Below are 18,407 nucleotides of genomic sequence, written 5' to 3'. Positions count from 1 at the left end.
CGGGTGAGGGCTGCGCGCGGGCCCGTACGGCTCAGAGCAGGGCGACGGCCCGGCGCTCCAGGTCCAGCGAGCGGTCCACGAGTTCGGCGCATTCGTCGAACAGGGCCCGCCGCGCGGGGGCGTCGGAGTCCGGCTCGGCCGTACGGGCCAGGTCCGCCAGTCGCGACCAGTGTCCGGCGGAGTCCCGCAGGAGCGAGGCCGCCTCCGGCCGTCCGGCGAGGTCGAGGAAATCCGCGTACAGGGGGCGGGTGGCGCCGGGGGCGGTCCACTCCTCCTCCAGGCAGGCGTACAGCCGCGCGGTACCCGCCCGGAAGGCCTCCGGGGCGGCGAACCGCCGCTCCCAGCCCGTCTCCGTGGTCCGGTCGCGCAGCTGCGCGGCCAGCTTCTCCATGCCGGAGAACCCGAAGTTGACGTCGAACTGGTTGCCGAGCACCGGCCCGGTGAGGCGGGTGACGGTCGCGGCGACGGCCCCCTCGACGTCCGGCTCGCCCTCGGCCGGGCCGGTGGGCACGACGAGCTGGTGGCGCCCGTTGCGGTGCGCGGTCCAGGCGGCGCCGAACTCCTCGCGGTCGATCCGGTAGGGGGCTTCGGCCCCGTCCTCGATCAGCAGGTCGTCGCCGTCGTATCCGGCGATGACGACGGTGTACGGGTCGGTGCCGATCATCTCGGCGTCGGTGTCGGCCTCGTGCCAGGGCAGCGACGACCGGTCGACGACGCAGAAGGCGGGCTGGCCGCCGTCGAGCGCCGCGCGGACCCGGCCCCAGCGCGGTTTGGTGGCGCGCGTGGCGTCGTAGGGGATGTGCAGGCGCCGCAGCGCGACCTGCACCCAGGGCTCGGGGTGGGCCTGCGCGACGATCGTCGGGATGGGCAGCCGGCCCGCGTACTCGAACACGAAGTACATGAAGCCGATCCCGCCGGCCAGGCCCGCGATCAGCTCCTCGTCGTGGGCACTGCCCAGGGCGTGGCGGATCAGGGAGGCCTCGCGATGGCGTCCGGTTCCGAAGTCTTCGTACACGAGCACAGTCATGCGGTCAGCCTAGCCGCGCGCCGGCCATGGACCTGACGACGACTTCCTGTACAGTTGTCCAGGAAATCCGGTCAACTGGAGGTTGTCGTGCACACGGTCGCTCAGGTCCTCATAGCTGTGGTCGCCGCTCTGCACGCGTATTTCCTGGTGCTGGAGATGTTCCTGTGGCAGCGGCCGCCCGGCCGGGCCCTGTCGGGCTTCGACGCGGACCTGGCCCGCCGCACCGCGCCGCTCGCCGCCAACCAGGGCCTCTACAACGGCTTCCTGGCCGCCGGCCTGATCTGGTCCCTGGTCATCGACTCGCTCGCCACGCAGGTCTTCTTCCTCGTCTGCGTGATCGTCGCCGGGCTGTACGGGGGCGCGACCGCAAACCGGCGCATCCTCCTCGCCCAGGCCCTGCCCGGCGCTCTCGCCCTCGGCGCGGCGCTGTCGGCCGCGTGAGCCCCGAGGACCCGCGTACCGCCCGCACCAAGGCACGGCTGCGCGAGAGCCTGCTCGCCGAGTGCGCCGGCCGGCCGCTCGGGGAGGTCAGCGTCTCGGCCGTGGTCCGCCGGGCCGGTGTCGGCCGGGCCACGTTCTACCTGCACTACGAGGACCTCCCGGCGCTGGCCGTCGACGCCTGCGCCGACGTGGTGCACGCGGCGGTCGACGCCCTGCACGCCTGGCAGACGGAACCCGGGGCGCGGGCCCCGGCGCGCCCCCCGGCCGCACTGGCCGCCTTCCTGGCCGACGCCTCGGCTCACGCGGCCCTGTACCGCACCCTGCTCCTTCCGGGCGGCGGCGGCCCGCTCGGCGAGCGGCTCCACCGGGAGTTGCGCGCCCGGGCCCGCGCCGAGCGGGCGGCGGCCGGCGCACCCCACGCCGACCTGGTCGCCACGGCGGTGGCCGCCACCTTCACCGGGATCCTCGCCGACTGGCTGCACGACGGCATCCCCGGCTCCCCGGCGGAGCTGGCCGGCCGGCTCTGGCCGCTGCTGCTGGCCCTGCACCGGGCGGGGGCCGGGCCCACCGCCGCCTGACAGCCGCGGGCCCGGCCCCCGATGGTCCGGGCCCGGCCCGCGACAGCCATGAGCCCCGCCGGACCGACCGGCGGGGCTCATGTCACGGCCTGGGCTCGTGAAGTGGCGTCACACGGGCGTCACCGTTGGAGAAGCACGTTCTCCGCCTGCGGGCCCTTGGGTCCCTGGGTGACGTCGAACTCGACCTTGTCGTTCTCCTGCAGCTCCTTGAAACCGGTGCCCTGGATGGCGGAGAAGTGCACGAACACGTCGGGGCCGCCATCGTCCTGCTGGATGAAGCCGAAGCCCTTCTCCGAGTTGAACCACTTCACGGTGCCTGTTGCCATCAGTACTGATCCTTCTCAACGTTCCACGCGGGCCGCACGTGAGGTGCAACCGACCCAATCCTGCCCATCTGTCACACCCACCACACCTCAGGCGCGGCCGATCGGGGCAGCCTCGAACTGTTGACCGGCCGGCTCAACGGACTGCGGGCCGAGCGCCGGGCCCGCGCCCCGCACCGGGCCGGGCGCCGGGGCGGCGGCCCGGCGCCCGGCCCGGCAGCCCAGGCAGTGCGCGTGCCCGGTCCGCGCGCCGGCGTCGCGCGTGCGCCAGTCCCATTCGGTACGGGGGCGGGGTCCGCCGGGCTTGCCCCAGCCGGCGAGGTGCAGGACCCAGGTGACGACCGCGGCCGCGGCGACGAGGCCGAGGCCGAGCCAGACCCCGGGCATCCAGGCCGCGCAGACGGCGGCCCCCGCTCCGGTGCAGCCGATCAGGGCCAGAGCGGTACCGGTCCACCCGGCGACCGTGTGCCCCATGTCGACGTCTCCGTGCGCGCTCATGATTCTCTCCAGACGGACGGGCGGCAGTAGGCTCGGAAGCGGAGATGCCTTAGTGAACAAGATAAGCATCTCACGATCTAAGTTACTTAGACACTAAGGAGTTTTCGCGTGGAGGGCAACTCCCGCCCCGCGGCCACGGCCCAGGAGGCGCTGTCGCGCATGGACCGGTACGTGGCACTGGGCCTCATCGGCCAGCAGGAGGTCGCGCAGCTGCTGGGGCTGAACGTCACCGACCTGACCTGCCTGGGCCACGTCCTGGGGGCCGGCGAGGAACCGCTGGGCGCCGGAGACCTCGCGGAGCTCACTAACCTGACCACCGGCGCCGTGACCGGGGTCCTCAACCGCCTGGAGCGGGCCGGGTACGCCCGCCGTCAGCCCGATCCCGCGGACCGGCGGCGGGTGCGCGTGGTGGCCGACCCGGCGGCCGCCGCCCGGGTCTTCGCCGTGTACGAGCCCTTCTACGCCCGGCTCGGCGCGGTGTTCGCGCAGTACTCCCCCGACGAGGTCGCCGTCATCGCCGACTGGTTCGCGCGGGCGACGGTCGAGATGACCGCCCACCTCGCCGATGTCCGCAGCGGCCGGCTGGGGCCCGCGGCCCCGTAGCGGGCCCGGCGCGCCGTGTCCCCGATGGTAAAATTCGACTTTTCACGTCTCACGGAAGGTTCTGCATGAAGAACCCGTCGGTTCACGGGCGCTTCGGCATCAAGGCCGGAGCCAAGGCAGGCGCCAAGGGCGGTGCGAAGTCGGGCGGCAAGACCCCCCGGACCGCTCCCCTGATGGGCGAGTTCGCGATGCCGAAGACGGTCGAGCCGGCGCTGCCGCCGGTGGAGGCGTTCTCGGAGCTGGACCTGCCCCGTGAGCTGGTGACGACGATGACCGACCTGGAGGTGACGCAGCCGTTCCCCATCCAGGCGGCGACGCTCCCCAACTCCCTGGCCGGCCGGGACATCCTCGGACGCGGCCGCACCGGCTCCGGCAAGACCCTGGCCTTCGGCCTGGCCCTGCTGGCGCGCACCGCGGGCCGCAAGGCCGACCCGAAGCGCCCGCTGGCCCTGGTCCTCGTACCGACGCGCGAGCTGGCGCAGCAGGTGACCGAAGCCCTGACGCCGTACGCGCAGGCCCTGGAGCTGCGGATGGCCACGGTGGTCGGCGGGCTGTCGATCGGCAGGCAGGTGAGCGCGCTGCGCACCGGCGCGGAGGTCGTCGTGGCCACCCCCGGACGCCTCAGCGACCTGGTCGGGCGGCGCGACGTCCACCTGGAGCGGGTGAGGATCACCGTCCTCGACGAGGCCGACCAGATGTGCGACATGGGCTTCATGCCGCAGGTCACCGAGATCCTCGACCAGGTGCACCACGCCGGGCAGCGCATGCTGTTCTCCGCCACCCTGGACCGCAACGTGGACCAGCTCGTGCGCAGCTACCTGAAGGACCCGGTCTCCCACTCCGTCGACCCGTCGGCGGCCTCGGTGAGCACGATGGACCACCACGTGCTGCACATCCACTCCGCCGACAAGTACTCCGCCGCCACCGAGATCGCGGCGCGTGAGGGCCGGGTGCTGATGTTCCTGGACACCAAGCACGGGGTGGACCAGTTCGTGAAGCACCTGCGGGCCATGGGCGTACGGGCGGAAGGGCTGCACAGCGGCAAGTCGCAGCCCCAGCGCACGCGCACGCTGGCGCAGTTCAAGACCGGGGCGGTCACGGTGCTCGTCGCGACCAACGTCGCCGCGCGCGGCATCCACATCGACGACCTCGACCTGGTCGTGAACGTGGACCCGCCGGCCGACCACAAGGACTACCTGCACCGGGGCGGCCGCACCGCGCGCGCCGGCGAGTCCGGCAAGGTCGTCACCCTGGTCACCCCGAACCAGCGCCGGGACATGGTCCGGCTGATGGCCGACGCGAAGATCCGGCCCACCACCACCCAGGTCCGCTCCGGTGAGGCGGCGCTGAGCCGGATCACCGGCGCGAAGGCCCCCTCCGGAGTGCCGCTCGCCGGCGCCGAGCCGACCGACGCCAAGGGCCGCCCCTCGGGCACGGACCTCGGCTTCCGCGGGATCGGCACGCGGCCGGGCCGGCCCGGCGCGGGGAAGGAGTCCCGCAAGACCTCGGAGGCGCGCAAGCTGGCCGAGGCGCGGCGCGCGGCCCGGGTCCGCAAGGGCGGCTGACGCGCCCGGCGGCTGACGCCCCGGGCGGATGCCGTCCCGGGCGGATGCCGTCCCGGGCGGATGCCGTCCCGACGCACCGGCGCCGGTCCCCGCGGCGGGGACCGGCGCCGTACGTGCGTCCGCGGGCGGACCGGCCCCCGGGTCAGCCCCGGCGGCGGCGCCGCCAGGCCACGATGGCGCGGGTGACCACCGGCGGCAGCAGGTCCTTGGCCAGCCTGCGCCAGGCGACCCCGGCCCGCGGCCGCGGGCCCGGCTGGTGCGCCGTGCGTACGGGCTCCGGCGCCGGCTCGGGAGCCGGACGCAGCGGCTGCGGGGGCGCGGGCGGAACGGCCCCCTCGTCGCCTATGCGGACGAGGGACTGCCCGGCCACGACATCCACCCCGTGCCACAGGTCCTTGCGGTCTTCCAGCCAGGTCAGCAGCTCCGCCTGGTAGGGAGCCGCGTCGCCCCAGGTCGCGTAGAGCTTCGAGGCCGAGACGGCGATGAGGTGCAGGTCGCCGGTGGCCACCGCGGCCCACACGGCGGCGGCGACGCCGGGGCAGTGCTCGGAGCGGTAGTCATCGAAGACGACGACGGCGTCCGGGGCGGCCACGACGCGCGAGGACTCGATGTCCTGGACGACGTGCTCGTAGAGGTGCGAGGCGTCGATGTGGATGAACCGGCAGCTGGCCGGGCGGACGCGGTCGGCGACGACGAAGGTCGGCGCCTGGATGATCGTGGGGAGCGTCTCGCGGAAGGCCAGGTAGTTCGTCTCGAAGCCGCGGCGGGTGAGCGTCGGGTAGGAGTCCTGCATCTCGGCGAGATTGGAGTCGTCCGGGGCCGGCGAGTCGAAGAGGTCGCAGACGGTGAACTCCTCGCCCTCCCGCAGGTATCCCCCGAGGAAGATCGCGCTCTTCCCCATGAAGGCGCCGAGTTCGAGCAGATCGCCCGGCTTCCCGTCCCCGCCCCCGCGGCGGGACAGGAACCAGTCGAAGAGCACCTGGTCATAGCCCGAGAACCAACCGTTGACCTGGTTGTACGCGGTCGGTGCGGGCGGGGCCGGCTCGCCGTCGGGGGTGGTGACGGGAGCATGGGAAACGTGCGACACGGAGAGCAGCCTCCAGCGGAACGGCATCGGAATCAACGCTGATACCCGGCCAGGTAGGCAGACCTTAAACCCTCGAACGGCCGTGTGACGAGACTCCTGTGCCCAGCTGACAAAACCACTGCCGCCCGTACCCGTCTTGCTGCGGATTGCCCCCTTGCACCCCGCGCCCCCACCGGGCCCTTCCTTCCCGCCTCTCCCTTCCCGCCGGGCTCAGCCCGTGGCGCTGCGGCGGCGCAGGCGGGCGGCGGCGACGGTGCGCACGCGGTGGGTGCGGGCCGTGGTGGCGAGCAGGCCGAGCGCCTCGTACGAGGCGAGCGACTGGGCGGCGGTGCGCTGGCACCAGTCGGAGGCGGCGGTGAGCTCGGCCGGGGACCACGGCTCGCCGTCGGTGATCGTCTTGAGCAGGGTCCACTCGCGCAGCCGACGGGCGGGGAAGGCGCGGGGGCCGATCGCGGCGCCCAGGGCGTGCGCCCAGCCGGGGAACCGCGGGTCGGCCAGCAGCTGGGCGGCGCGGCGGTCGAGGTGGGTGACCACCGCGCTCTCGGCCATCACCGGGTCGCGGTCGCGCAGTACGGAGGCGACGGCGTCGGCCTCGCCCACTCCGGCGGCCGCTGCGGCGGCCAGGGCCGCCAGGTGGCGCCCGTACCGCCAGTGCTCGGGCACGGTGGCCGTGCCCTCGGCCCCTATGTGGTTCTCACTTCTCCCCATGCACCCATTCCACACGACCCCTGTGAACCTCCGGTGTCCAGGGGTGCCTCACATCCGGCTCCGGCCCGGGGGCACCAGCAGCAGGGCCTCCGAGCCGACCGGGCGGAATCCGGCGGCCTGGAAGGCCCGGATGCTGCGTGCGTTGCCCGCGGCCTGCTGCGACCAGACCGGTTCGCCGCCGGGGACGAGGTGGCGGGCCGCCCGGGCCAGGTCACGGCCCAGCCCGCGGTGGCGGGCTCCCTCGTCCACCTCGATCGCCGCTTCCCAGCGGCCCCCGATGCCCCGCCCGAGTACGAGTACTCCCCCGTCGGCCGACCAGACCCGCACGCCGTCGCGGCGGCGCAGGGCCCGGCGTACCCGGGGGTGGTCGGGGTCGTCGACCTCGCGCAGCTCCAGCGGCGGGTCGCCGGGCAGCGGGCCGGCGACGGTGAGCAGGTCGATGGTGTCGGTGGTGCGGTGGGTGCGGTCCATCAGGGCGGCGAGGAAGCGGGGGTGCATGGTGGCCGCCAGCGCGTCGCATTCGAGGGCGGCGAGCGCGGAACGCACCCATCGCGGGTCCTCGTCGGTGAACACGACGGAGTGGGCGGTGAAGGCGATGACCCCGGCGTCGCGCGCACTGGGCTGGGGCACCACCGTCGTTCCGCCGTCGGCCGGCGGGAACTCGCCGGCGGCCGCCGCGGCCAGGATCTCCGCGAGCGCGTCGCGCGTACGTCCCATGCCCGTCAGACCTGCTCGAAGTGGAAGGACTTGATGAAGCAGTCCCGCGGCTGGCCCACGGCGAAGAAGACGCAGTCGACCAGCGACTGGGCAGTCAGCGGGTCCTTCGCCGTACGCGGGGCGCCCTCCCAGTGCGGGGACAGCGGGTCGTGGTTGTCGAAGTCCGGCGGGTAGAGGGAGATGACGCGGACGCCCTGTTCGCGCAGCCGGCGGGAGAGGATCTCGGTGAACCCGGCCTGCGCGGACTTGGCGGCGTAGAAGGAGTCGTGCGCGTCGGAGCGGTGGTGGCCGCTCTCGCCGCAGATGGAGACCATCGTCACGATGTCGGGCTTGTCGGAGTTCAGGAGCAGCGGGAGGAACGCCTTGGTGACGAGGACGGTGCCGGTGGCCCCGGAGGCGAGGGTGGCGACGACGTCCTCGTCGGAGGCGGAGAGCAGGTCCGCACCGTGGTGGTAGCGGGAGCCGTTGTTGAGGAGCACGTCGACACGGTCGGTGCGGGCGCCGACCCCGGCCGCGAACTCCCGTACGGAGACCGGGTCCGCGAGGTCGCACGCGTACGCGTGGACGCGGTCGGCGTCGTGGCCCTGGGCGAGGATCTCCTCGCGGACGCGCGCGGCGGCTTCGGGGGTCCGCGCGGAGAGGTGGACCTCGGCTCCCCTCGCGGCGAACCGGAGGGCAAGGGTCCGCCCGAAGTCCCGACCGGCGGCGGTGATGACGACGCGGTGGTGTTCAAACCCCATGGCTGCCCTCCGAGTTCCGTGGACGCTACACGGCATGATCGCAGCCGGGCCGTACGTCCGTTCGGTGGGGGTCCGCAACGAAGGGGGGTACGGCCCGGCGTGCGGGGCGCGGGCCGGCGGGCGGTCCGGCCTGCGGCGTGCGGTGTGCGGGCCGGCGTGCGGGCCGGCGTGCGGTGCGGTCAGCGGTCGGGGCCCTCCTCCGGGAGCTCGGTGAGGGGGGTGCGGGGTGCCGGCGGGAGGGAGAGGCGGACGCGGGCCTCGTGGACCGCGGCCAGTTCGGCGTGCCCGGCCGGACCCCAGTCGGCGAGTTCGCGGACCTGCTCCGGGGTGGCCAGCAGGCGCGCGTACGCCGGATCGCCGGCCGGGAGCGGCGAGGGGAGCCGGGCCACCGTGCGGGGATGGGCCGCCCCGTCGGCGTGACGGTAGCCGAGCGGCACGGAGGCCGGCACGGGGGGCGGGAGGTGCGCGGAACCGGTGGTGCGGGAGATCAGCAGCAGGACCCGCCCGTCGGGGGCGAACAGCCAGGCCGCGGGCTCCCGTACGGGCAGCCCGGCGGGCACCGGGCCCGGGTGCCAGGTGCCGTGGAGCGGGATGCGGCGGCTGCGCAGCACCCCGAGCCGGTCCAGGGCGGTCGGCAGGGTGGGGCGGCCGTCCTCCAGCAGGGCGGGGCCACCGCCGTTGACGCGGGCGCGCAGCGCGGACAGCGCCCGGCGGGCGTCGCCCGGGTCCATCAGGGCGGGGAGGTCGGCCGGTTCGGCGAAGTGGACGGCGGTGATTTCCTGGGCCGGGAGGCGGATCCTGCCGATCCGCTCGGGGGCCCAGGTGCCGCCGTCGTACACGTGCATGATCTCCCCGGGGAAGCCCATCTCGGGCGGGATGCCGGCGGTGTCGGGCGGGATCCAGTCCACGGCGAGCCCGCGCGGGTAGCGGCCCTCGACGCCCAGTTCCTCGCGCACCTCCCGGGCGGCGGCGGCCGCCGGGGCCTCGCCCGCGTCCACCGCGCCGCCGGGCAGCAGCCGGTCGGGGCGGTAGTCGACGCTCTGGACGAGCACCCGGCCGTCCGCGTCGGTGACCAGGACCACGGCTCCGGTCCAGAGCGCGGCGCGCGAGGCCCCGTACTCCTGGGGCGTCATCCAGGTGCCCGGCCGGCCTCCGCCACCCTCGTCCTCGTCTTCGCTCACGGCCTGGTCGGTCAGCTGCGGCATCGGAACTCCGTTCACCGTGGGGGGCCTGCGGCCTGTGCAACAGCCCTTGCCGCCATGGGGTTACGGCCCTCCCGGCCCCGCGGCCACCACCACTGCTTTGCCGACCCTATACCTCCTTATTACCTTGTTACCTCTTCGTTGGTACGTTCATCTCGCGGACTGGCGGCTTGAAAACCGCCGGTCCGACCACCTCACCGACCGACCCCGCACCGCAATCCGTCCGACCCGACCCCGCCGGACCTGCCAGGACAGCAACACCCCACGACGCGCTTCCCGTGCGGGCGTGGGCGCGGACGCCGCCCACAGGGCCGCCGCCGACGGGCGGTGGAGCGCGCCCGTGGTCGCGGCTCGGCCGGCGGAACGGCCTCCCCCGGCTGGGCCGCCCGCTTCGGCTCCGATCCGGTCAGCGCGACCGGTCGGCGCTTCGCCTCCGCCGTCCCCGTCGCCGTCGCCGTCGCCGTCGAGAAGGGCGGGGCCAAGACGGAACCCGCCTCGTGCAGCAGAAGACCGACCGGGCGCCGCGGGAGCGCGCCCAGCCGCGGTGTCCGGCCCCGCCCCCGCCCCCGACGCCAAGACCCTGCCGGCCGACCCGGCCCTCGCCGATCCGCTGCGCCGGACCGTTACCCGCCCAGCCGAGGCCGAGCCGCGCTTTCGCGGGGGGGCGCTGTCAGCGGCATGGGCCCGGCAGCGCTGCTGGTCGGACTGCCCGTTGCGCCGCGGCCCGCTGGGACAACTGCTCCGGCTCGCCACGCGGGGCCGCCGCCCCCCGACCGTGGGAACGGCCGGTGACACGGGGTGGGAGCGGGGCTGCGCCCCCCCTCGGCGGCCCTCCAGGCCCGCCGTCCGTCACTCGTGTGTGTGACCGTGCGTAGGTTCCAACGGCTGCCATACGGCAGGGTGGGCGGATGCTGTTGCGTCGGGCGGCCCTGCCCCTGCTCCTGATCCTCGCGGTGGCGCTGACCGCCGGGTGCGTGACCGTACGGTCCGAACGGCCCGCGCGGGCGGCCCGTACGGCTCCGGCCGCGGAGCCGGGAACGGTGGCCGGAGCGCTGCCGCTGGGGCGGCTTCCGGCATCACAGACTCCGTCCTCGCCCGCGCCGGACTCCGAGCCTGCCACGGCGGCCGAGGCGCAGGAATCGCAGGGCCGGGTGGCACCACCCCGCAACCGCGGGCGGGCGCCCGACCCGCCGGCCCGGCCCGTACGCCCGGCACCGGCGCCCCGCAAGCGCGGGCCCGCCCAGCCGAGGCCCCGGCCCGCGCAACCGCTTCCGTACGACATGAGCTCTCTGTGCGAGGCCGCCAAGGGCACCGTCCACCCGTCCATCGTCGCCCTGTGCCGCTAGGTGTGTTGCCCCGGCACGCGTGTCACCAACGTCCCGGGACAACACAGCTAGGCCGTGTCTTTGGGATCAGGGTGGATCAGCCCGGGGCGCCCTGATCCGAAAGCCCCGGTCTGAATGTGGATCATCCGTGTGGATTCGGCCCGGCTTCCGGAGCGGGCGGGGCGGGTTCGCTTGGATGGGCGGCGCGGGTCCGACCCGGGGCCCGTACCGCCTCCACCCCCAGGGAGTCGCCATGGCGAAGATCGCCCTGTTCGGCGCGACCGGCACCATCGGAACGCGCGTCCTGCGCGAAGCCCTCGACCGCGGCCACGAAGTCACCGCGGTGGTCCGCGATCCCGAGAAGCTCGCGGACTCCGGAGCCGAGGTGATGCTCGGCGACGTCCTCGACCCGCACTCCGTCGCCAAGGCTGCCGCCGGCCGGGACGTGGTCGTCAGTGCCGTCGGCCCCGGCACCGAAGACCCGGCCGTCCTCGTGAGCGCCGCCAAGTCCCTGATCGGCGGGGTCTGCACGCCGGACCCGGACCTCCCCCGGCCCCGGGTGATCGTCGTGGGCGGGGCCGGCTCGCTGCGCACCCCCGAGGGTTCGCTGGTCCGGGACGCGCCGGACATCCAGGAGCCGGTCCGCGCGCTCATGCAGGCCCACGGTGAGGCGCTGGACTTCCTGCGGACCGTGCCCGTCGAGGAGGTGCGCTGGAGCTGTCTGAGCCCCGCCGCGCAGATCGCGCCGGGCGCGCGGACGGGCACGTACCGGCTGGCCCTCGACGACCTGGTCGTGGACGAGGACGGTCTCAGCCGCATTTCAGCCGAGGACTACGCCGTGGCCCTGGTCGACGAGATCGAGCGCGATGCGCATGCGGGGAAGCGGTTCACCATCGGCTACTGACCGACGGCGGCGGGCCGGTGGCGCCTCACCGACGGCTACGGGCCGGGCGGCGGGTCCGCCCTCTCCCCCGCGTACATCCCCGTGAGTTCGGCGCCGATCCGGGCGAGCCACCGGCGTACCTCCGGCGGCTCCAGCACCTCGACCCCCGCCCCCAGCCCGGCCAGATGCCCCGCCAGGGCCTTGGCGGCCGGCCCGTCGACCCACACCTCGGTCCAGCCGTCGGGCAGCGGACCGCCGACGCGCACCCGACCGCCGAGGAGACGCTGGAGCAGGGCCAGCGTGTCGGGGCGGACGCGGGCCCGCGCGGTGACCGCGTACATGCCGTCCTGGAAGGCCCCGGACAGCGCCCGCCACGCCGTGGCGAGGTCGAAGTCGGGAGGCCGGACCACCGGTTCTCCGGTCGGTTCGACGGAGGTGACCCGGCTGAGCCGGAAGGTGCGCAGGCCCTTGTCCGTACCGGCGACGAGGTAGTCCACCCCCGCCTTCGCCACGAGCCCGAGGGGGTCGACCGTGCGCTCCCCGGCCGGTTTGCCGACGCCCGCGTACCCGAGTCGGACGCGGATCCCGTCCACGACGGCGCCTTGGAGCGCCGAGCGGTGGGACGCGTCGGCCGTGACGGCGTTGCGGGACCAGTCGGTGGCGTCGACGACCCCGGCACGGGTGGCGGCCTCGGCATGCGGCCGCAGGGTGGGGGGCAGGGCCCTGACCAGTTTGCGCAGGGTGGTGCGCAGTTCGGGGGTGGCGGACAGCGGGCCGGTGACGAGGAAGAGCGCCCGGATCTCGTCGGCGGTCAGTCCGGTGAGGTTGGTACGGGCCCCGCCGACGAGGGACCAGCCGCCGCCGCGGCCGCGCTGCGAGTAGACGGGGATGCCGGACGCGGCGAGGGCCTCCAGGTCACGGCGCGCGGTGCGCTCGGACACCTCCAGTTCGGCCGCCACTTCGGGGACGGTGACGCGCCCGCGGTCCTGGAGGAAGAGCAGGGTCGCCACCAGCCGGTCGGCTCTCATGGGCCTCTTTCCTCCTGCGCGGGCGTTGTTGTCGTGACCTTTTCATTCTCCTCGGAAAACTGGCCAGGAGATGGCCACTTTCCCTTCCAGGATGGAGCCATGAACAAGACCGAGAAGCTCATCGAGACCCAGCCCGCTTCCACCGACGCCGACGCCGACGCCGTCACCGACAGCTCCCTCGCCCCCTCCTCCTTCGATCCCCGAGCCGACCTCGCCGCGGCCGTGGAGCTGGCGGGCCGTACGCTGGCCGCCGTCCGGCCCGAGCAGTACGACGCCCCGACGCCCTGCGAGGAGTTCGACGTCCGGCGGCTGTCGAGCCATCTCGTCGCCGTCGTCCGCAGGATCTCGGTGATCGGGCGCGGCGAGGACCCGTTCAGCGTCCCTTCCTTCGCCGACGAGATCGCCGACGGCGGATGGGCCGCGGCGTGGGGGCCGGGCGCCCGCGAGGTCGCGCAGGTGTGGGGGGATCCGGGCATCCTCGGCCGGCAGCTGCGCCTGCCGATCGGGGTCCTTCCCGGCGCGGCCGCCGCGGCCGTCTACACCCACGAACTCACCGTGCACACCTGGGACCTGGCCACGGCGACCGGGCAGGCCCCGGAGTGGGATGCGGCTCTGATCGAGCGGGTGATCGGCGTCGTACGCCGCGCACTGCCGGCCGAATCACGGGGTGGGCGGATCCCCTTCGGCGAGGTGGTGACCGTGGACCCCGGCGCTCCGGCCATCGACCGGCTCGTGGCCTGGGCCGGACGCCGGCCCTGAGGGACCGACCGGGTTCGGCGGTTATTGGGTGGATGGCCCGGCTTCGGATGCATAGGGTGACGGCGATCCCCCGTCGTCGAGCCGGAGCCGGCCATGCGCACGCACTACCCCCGCACCCCGCACCTGCCCTGGTCCCCCGGGGCGGCGGCGGACGACGTACGGGCCGCCGGGCTCGCGGGGCTGGCCGGGCGCGAGGTCGTGGTCACCGAGAAGCTCGACGGGGAGAACACCACCCTGTACGCGGACGGGCTCCACGCGCGCTCACTGGACTCCGGCCACCACCCTTCGCGGGCCTGGGTCAAGGGCCTCCAGAGCCGGATCGGCGCCGGCATCCCGGCCGGGTGGCGGGTCTGCGGGGAGAACCTGTACGCACGCCACTCGCTCCCGTACGAGGACCTCGACAGCTGGTTCTACGGGTTCTCGGTGTGGGACGGGGAGCGCTGCCTGGACTGGGACCGGACCGTGAGCTTCCTGCACGGCCTGGGGATACCCACCCCGCGGGTGCTGTGGCGGGGCATCTTCGACGAGCGCGCGCTGCGCGGGCTGCGGCTCGACACCACCCGCCAGGAGGGGTACGTGGTCCGGACGGTGGCCTCCTTCGCGCGGGCGGAGTTCGGGCGGTGCGTCGCCAAGTGGGTGCGCAGCGGCCACGTACAGACCGACACGCACTGGATGTACGCGCAGGTGGTGGCGAACGGGCTCGGTCCGCAGGCTCCGCTGTGGGCGGTGCGCTCGGGCTCCGAGCCGGACGCGGGGCAGTTGACGGCCGCCCTCGGCCTGGAGTCCGCTCCGGTCGGCGCGGACGAGCCGCCGGCCGTCGCGGGCGTCGAGCCGGTCGTCGCCGAGGTGGCGGGCCGGCTCGACGCGGCGGGCCGTACCGGCGAGGCCCGCCTGGCCGGGGTGCTGGCCGCCGTACTGCACCGCGCGCCGCGGGCCCGCCTCGCGGCGCGGCTGGCGGCGGGACCGCTCGGGATGCCCCTGGCCCGGCGGGTGGCCGACCTGGTCGGACTCCACCCGTACCTGCAGCGGCCGTTCCCGGACGAGGGGCGGCGGGCCGGGCTGGTCCGGATGGCCGTCGCCGCCGATCTCGGGGCCCTGCACGCGCTCGCGGGGGCGGCGGCGGGTGACGCGGAGGCCCGCGAACGCGTCGAGTGGTCCGCCCTCTACGCCGAGGAGGCCGGGCTGCTCGGCCCCGATCCGCTGGGTCCCCTGCGGGAGGGGCTGCGGGAGTCCCTCGGCGACCTCGGTCCGGACGCGGCGGACCGCTGCTGGGCGCAGGCCCGGGAGGCCTTCGGCCGGGGCGGGATCTCCACCCCCGGGGAGGCGGTGGGCGCGACCTGGCGGTGGCGGGACGGGCGCTTCCCGCGGCTGGTGCAGCTGTGCGGGCCCTCGGGCAGCGGTAAGAGCACGTACGCCCGGAGTCTGCCGGGCGCGGCCGCGTACATCAGTCTCGACGATCTGCGCACCGCGCGGGGTTCCCGCTCGGACCAGCGGGCCAACGCCGACGTGCTGCGCGAGGGCCTGGACCGGCTGGACGCCGCGCTGGCGGCCGCGGCTGCCGGCGGCGGCACCGTGGTGTGGGACGCCACCTCCCTCACCGAGCAGCAGCGAGGGCTGGCGGGCGCGGTCGCGCGGCGCCGGGACGCGCTGGTCACCCAGGTGGTGGTGCTGGTCGAGGAGGCGGAGCTGTTCCGGCGCAATGCCGTGCGGGCCCATCCCGTACCGGCGGAGGTACTGACCACCCAGCTGCACCGGTTCAGTCCGCCGTATCCGGGGCAGGGGGCCGCGCACCGCGTCCGGTACGTCGGGGCGGGCGGGACGGTCGAGGACACGGCGGGGACCATCGGGGCCGCGGTGCGGACGCTGCCGCGGCCGGCGACAGCGGCCGTGGGCGCGGCACTGGGCGAGGACGGCTGATGCGCACCAGTGAGGAGCTCTACCACCAGGTCCGCTGGGACCCCCGTTTCGATCCGGCCCGCTTCGTCTTCGGGCTGCACCAGCGCGGGGCGCCGCCCAAGCGTGTCCCGCTGCCCTCCTTCGTGCCGGGCGGCGACATCCCCTGGCACCGGGTGCTGTTCGTGGAGGCGGACGGGGAGCTCGTCTGGGACCGGGCGAGCGGCGTGGACCGGATCGACTCCACCGGAGCGGGCCGGATCCGCGCACCGCGGCTGCTGCGGGCCCCGTTCTTCACCGCCCGCACCCCGCACGCGTGGGATCCGGCGGGCGGCGGCGCGTGGCGGCCGGCCGGGACCGGGCGCGCGGCGTCCGAGCCGGACCCCCCGCAGGGGCCCGTACGGCTGCTGACCTGGAACACCCTGTGGGACCGGTACGACGCCCCGCGCATCGACACCGCCCGGCGCAGGCCGATGCTGCTGGCCGACCTGGCGGCCGCCGATGCCGGTGTGATCGCCCTCCAGGAGGTCGAACCGGCCCTGCTCGACATGCTGTTGGCGCAGCCTTGGGTGCGCGCGGGGTACACGGTGGGCACGGATCCACGCTCGAAGGACGTGCCCGCGAGCGGGCTGCTCGTGCTGAGCCGGCTGCCCGTACGGGAGGCGGGGCTGCACCTGCTGGGTCCGCACAAGGCGGTCGCGGCGGTCACGGTCGACGCGCCCGGCGGCCCGCTCGTCGTGGCTTCCGTTCACCTGACGAGCGATCACACGGAGAACGGCGCCGGGCGGCGCAGTGAGGAACTGGCCCGGATACATGAGGGTTTGAGCGGTGTCGAGGCGGATGTGGCGCTGCTCGGCGACTTCAACGACGGCCGCTCCGGACCGCACGGACCCGCGGCGGCGCTGGGCATGCGGGATGCCTGGACCGAGGTGCACGGGGCGCAGGACACCACGCCGACCTTCGATCCGGTGACCAACCCGCTGGCCGCCGTGGGCTCGCTGTCGGGGCGCTCCGGCCGGCTGGACCGGGTCCTGCTGCGCTCGGCCGGAGCGCGGGTGCGGGAGGCCGCGCTGCGGGGCGACTCCCCCGGCCCGGAGGGGCTCTACATCTCCGACCACTTCGGTGTGGAGGCGGTGGTGGACTTCGCCGAGGGGGGCGAGGGCGACGCGGTGCTCGACGTACGGGCGACCGCGCGGACCGCGGTGGCCTGGCTCGCGCCGCACGATCCGGTGATCGATGAGCTGCGCCGCGGCCACGACCCGGCGGTGCGCCGCTGGCCTGCGCACGTGAACCTGCTGTTCGGCTTCGTACCGGAGTCCTCCTTCGAGGCGGCCCTGCCCCTCCTGGCCGAAGTGGCCGGCCAGTCGGCGCCGTTCACCGCCCGGCTGGCGGGAGTGCACAGTTTCGGACACCGGGAGGACGCCACGCTGTGGCTGGATCCGGCGGCGTCCGGCGACGAGCCGTGGCAGGCGCTGAGGCGAGGGCTCGCGCAGCGGTTCCCGGGGTGCCGGGGACGCGACGGCTTCACCCCGCACCTGACCCTCGGCCGCAGCCGGGACCCGCAGCGGGCCCTGGCGGAGTTCACCGCGCGGCTGGGCGGCTCCGGGGCGGGAACCGCGGCCCGCGTCGGGGAGCTGGCGGTGCTCTCCCGGCGCGGGGACGGGCCGATGCGGGTACGGGCGACGGTGGAACTCGGCACGGGTGCGTGGCGGTGGGCCTCGGACCCCGAACCCGGGGCGCCACCGGCCCGCGAAACCGCAGCCGCAGCCGGGGCCACGGCCGCGGCCGGGGCAGTGACCGGGGCCGATGGCGCGGCCGGGGCGAAGGCCCTCACCGCCCGGATCGCGCAGGCGCTGGGCCACGGTGTGGTGCACCTAGCGGGATCCCGCCGCATGGGCTGCGCGCTGCCCGGAGCCGACCTGGACCTGGTCGCCGCGCTCCCGGGCGCCGCCGGGATGGCGGAGGTACGGGCGCGGGTCGCGGCAGCGCTCCCGGAGGCCGAGCGGCTGCGGGAGGTCGTCGGCGCGCGGGTGCCGGGGCTGCGGCTGCGGGCGGCCGGGCTGGACGTGGACCTGGTGGTCGTCGGCACGGGCGCGGTGGACCCGGCGCGGGCGGTGCGACGGCGGGCGGAGCTCGGCGCGGCGGCCGCGGTGGCCCTCAGCGCGGTCGACGACGCCGATGCGGTACGGGAGTTCGTGGGCGGGGAGCGGCAGGCGCGGTTCGCGCGGCTGGCCCGGGAGGTCAAGGCGTGGGCCCGCGCGCGGGGCCTGGACTCGGCGCCGTTCGGCGGGTTGCCGGGGCTGGCCTGGGCGGTCTTGGCGGCCCGTACGGTCCGCGGGGCCGACGACCTGCCCCCCGAGGCCTTGCTCCGGGAGTTCTTCGGGACCTGGGCCGCCTGGGACTGGCGCGACCCGATCGGCCTGCACGGCCCGTCCACGCACACGCCCGTCTCCACTTTTCCGAGCCCCGACGACCCGGTCACGGTCCTCACCCCTTCCGAGCCGGTGCGCAGCTGTACGCCGCAGGTCGGCCCGGCGCTGCGCGACCTGCTCGGGCGGGAGCTGTACGAGGCGTGGGAGGGCCCGCAGGCCGGTCCGCCGCCGCTGCACCGCCGGCACGCGGCGTGGGCGGTGGTCACCGTACGGGGTGCGGCTCCCCCGGAGTTCGAGGAGTCCCTGGGGCGGATGCGGGGCCGGATGCGCGCCCTGATCGGCGCCCTGGAGGCCGGAGGCGTCGGGGGCGCGCACGCCTGGCCCCGCCCGTTCGAGCTCGGCGACACCGTGGCGCGGTACGCGATCGGTCTCGGCGCCGCGCCGCCCGACGCGGCCCGGTTGGCGGCCCTCTGCTCCCCGTGGGCGGCGGCCCTCCCGGGGGTCGAGGTCACCTGGGCGGAGTGCGGAGCGGTCCCCACCCTCTCGTGAACCGGGTACTCCCGGCCGACAAGTAGCGAACGCACGGCAGCACCCGCCCCCGGAACGAAGTCATTCCCCGAACATCGGCGACCACCGCGCCCCGCCCGGCGGGCGCGGC

At 75.2% G+C, this 18,407-nt stretch carries 18 protein-coding genes; 9 read left to right on the top strand and 9 right to left on the bottom strand.

The features are described 5' to 3' along the window. Positions 1-31 precede the first annotated feature (31 nt). Positions 32-1,027 carry a BtrH N-terminal domain-containing protein gene (locus tag ACS04_RS23145; protein WP_078865190.1) on the bottom strand — a complete coding sequence of 332 codons (996 nt, stop codon included), beginning with the start codon at positions 1,025-1,027 and terminating at the stop codon, positions 32-34. 87 nt (positions 1,028-1,114) lie between these two features. Here ACS04_RS23145 and ACS04_RS23140 point away from each other — a divergent pair, with 87 nt between their 5' ends. Continuing rightward, on the top strand, positions 1,115-1,468 hold the full coding sequence (locus tag ACS04_RS23140) for a DUF1304 domain-containing protein (protein ID WP_048478637.1): 354 nt from the start codon (positions 1,115-1,117) through the stop codon (positions 1,466-1,468). Then, positions 1,465-2,046 (top strand): TetR/AcrR family transcriptional regulator, encoded by a 582-nt coding sequence (locus tag ACS04_RS23135; RefSeq protein WP_048478636.1) that lies wholly within the window; start codon positions 1,465-1,467, stop codon positions 2,044-2,046. The genes ACS04_RS23140 and ACS04_RS23135 overlap by 4 nt, the downstream gene beginning before the upstream one ends. A gap of 119 nt (positions 2,047-2,165) precedes the next feature. Here the strand turns inward: ACS04_RS23135 and ACS04_RS23130 are convergent, their stop codons facing one another. Together ACS04_RS23130 and ACS04_RS23125 are read right to left on the bottom strand one after the other, a co-directional pair. Then, on the bottom strand, positions 2,166-2,372 hold the full coding sequence (locus tag ACS04_RS23130; RefSeq protein ID WP_048478635.1) for a cold-shock protein: 207 nt from the start codon (positions 2,370-2,372) through the stop codon (positions 2,166-2,168). Positions 2,373-2,459: 87 nt separating this feature from the next. After that, on the bottom strand, positions 2,460-2,867 hold the full coding sequence (locus tag ACS04_RS23125; protein ID WP_048478634.1) for an HGxxPAAW family protein: 408 nt from the start codon (positions 2,865-2,867) through the stop codon (positions 2,460-2,462). Positions 2,868-2,975: 108 nt separating this feature from the next. On the opposite strand from ACS04_RS23125, the gene ACS04_RS23120 reads away from it, so the two are divergent. After that, the gene (locus ACS04_RS23120) at positions 2,976-3,470 is read left to right on the top strand and encodes a MarR family transcriptional regulator (RefSeq protein WP_048478633.1); all 495 of its coding nucleotides are present in this window, start codon (positions 2,976-2,978) and stop codon (positions 3,468-3,470) included. Positions 3,471-3,535: 65 nt separating this feature from the next. Further along, positions 3,536-5,035, top strand: a complete 1,500-nt coding sequence (locus ACS04_RS23115; protein ID WP_048478632.1) for a DEAD/DEAH box helicase — start codon at positions 3,536-3,538, stop codon at positions 5,033-5,035. 142 nt (positions 5,036-5,177) lie between these two features. Here the strand turns inward: ACS04_RS23115 and ACS04_RS23110 are convergent, their stop codons facing one another. The 5 genes from ACS04_RS23110 to ACS04_RS23090 form a co-directional block, all read right to left on the bottom strand. Further along, positions 5,178-6,122 (bottom strand): class I SAM-dependent methyltransferase, encoded by a 945-nt coding sequence (locus ACS04_RS23110; protein ID WP_048478663.1) that lies wholly within the window; start codon positions 6,120-6,122, stop codon positions 5,178-5,180. A gap of 210 nt (positions 6,123-6,332) precedes the next feature. Next, positions 6,333-6,830: a hypothetical protein gene (locus ACS04_RS23105; protein WP_048478631.1), complete on the bottom strand. Its 498-nt coding sequence runs from the start codon at positions 6,828-6,830 to the stop codon at positions 6,333-6,335. Between the two features lie 48 nt (positions 6,831-6,878). Beyond that, positions 6,879-7,547: a GNAT family N-acetyltransferase gene (locus ACS04_RS23100; RefSeq protein WP_048478630.1), complete on the bottom strand. Its 669-nt coding sequence runs from the start codon at positions 7,545-7,547 to the stop codon at positions 6,879-6,881. A 5-nt stretch (positions 7,548-7,552) separates the two neighbouring features. Beyond that, positions 7,553-8,287 (bottom strand): SDR family oxidoreductase, encoded by a 735-nt coding sequence (locus ACS04_RS23095; RefSeq protein ID WP_048478629.1) that lies wholly within the window; start codon positions 8,285-8,287, stop codon positions 7,553-7,555. Positions 8,288-8,466: 179 nt separating this feature from the next. Beyond that, a complete protein-coding gene (locus ACS04_RS23090) occupies positions 8,467-9,492 on the bottom strand; it encodes an NUDIX domain-containing protein (protein WP_245236501.1) in 1,026 nt (341 codons plus the stop codon). Positions 9,493-10,397: 905 nt separating this feature from the next. Between ACS04_RS23090 and ACS04_RS23085 the strand changes: the two genes are divergently transcribed. Continuing rightward, complete coding sequence (locus tag ACS04_RS23085; RefSeq protein ID WP_048478628.1) at positions 10,398-10,835, top strand: hypothetical protein; 438 nt, start codon at positions 10,398-10,400, stop codon at positions 10,833-10,835. Positions 10,836-11,067: 232 nt separating this feature from the next. Next, entirely contained in the window at positions 11,068-11,718 is a 651-nt protein-coding gene (locus ACS04_RS23080; RefSeq protein WP_048478661.1) for an NAD(P)-dependent oxidoreductase, read from the top strand. Positions 11,719-11,753: 35 nt separating this feature from the next. Here ACS04_RS23080 and ACS04_RS23075 read toward each other — a convergent pair whose 3' ends face one another. Next, positions 11,754-12,725: a helix-turn-helix transcriptional regulator gene (locus ACS04_RS23075; protein ID WP_048478627.1), complete on the bottom strand. Its 972-nt coding sequence runs from the start codon at positions 12,723-12,725 to the stop codon at positions 11,754-11,756. A gap of 99 nt (positions 12,726-12,824) precedes the next feature. On the opposite strand from ACS04_RS23075, the gene ACS04_RS23070 reads away from it, so the two are divergent. The 3 genes from ACS04_RS23070 (at position 12,825) to ACS04_RS23060 (ending at position 18,298) form a co-directional block, all read left to right on the top strand. Further along, complete coding sequence (locus ACS04_RS23070; RefSeq protein ID WP_078865186.1) at positions 12,825-13,484, top strand: TIGR03086 family metal-binding protein; 660 nt, start codon at positions 12,825-12,827, stop codon at positions 13,482-13,484. Between the two features lie 93 nt (positions 13,485-13,577). After that, positions 13,578-15,401 (top strand): RNA ligase family protein, encoded by a 1,824-nt coding sequence (locus ACS04_RS23065; protein WP_078865184.1) that lies wholly within the window; start codon positions 13,578-13,580, stop codon positions 15,399-15,401. Next, on the top strand, positions 15,401-18,298 hold the full coding sequence (locus ACS04_RS23060) for a poly(A) polymerase (RefSeq protein ID WP_048478626.1): 2,898 nt from the start codon (positions 15,401-15,403) through the stop codon (positions 18,296-18,298). The genes ACS04_RS23065 and ACS04_RS23060 overlap by 1 nt, the downstream gene beginning before the upstream one ends. The last annotated feature ends 109 nt before the right edge of the window (positions 18,299-18,407 follow it).

This window comes from Streptomyces roseus (assembly GCF_001044425.1).
GTDB lineage: Bacteria > Actinomycetota > Actinomycetes > Streptomycetales > Streptomycetaceae > Streptomyces > Streptomyces roseus.
Note: the sequence above shows the minus strand (reverse complement) of the source record. Positions and strands in the feature narration are given on the sequence as shown.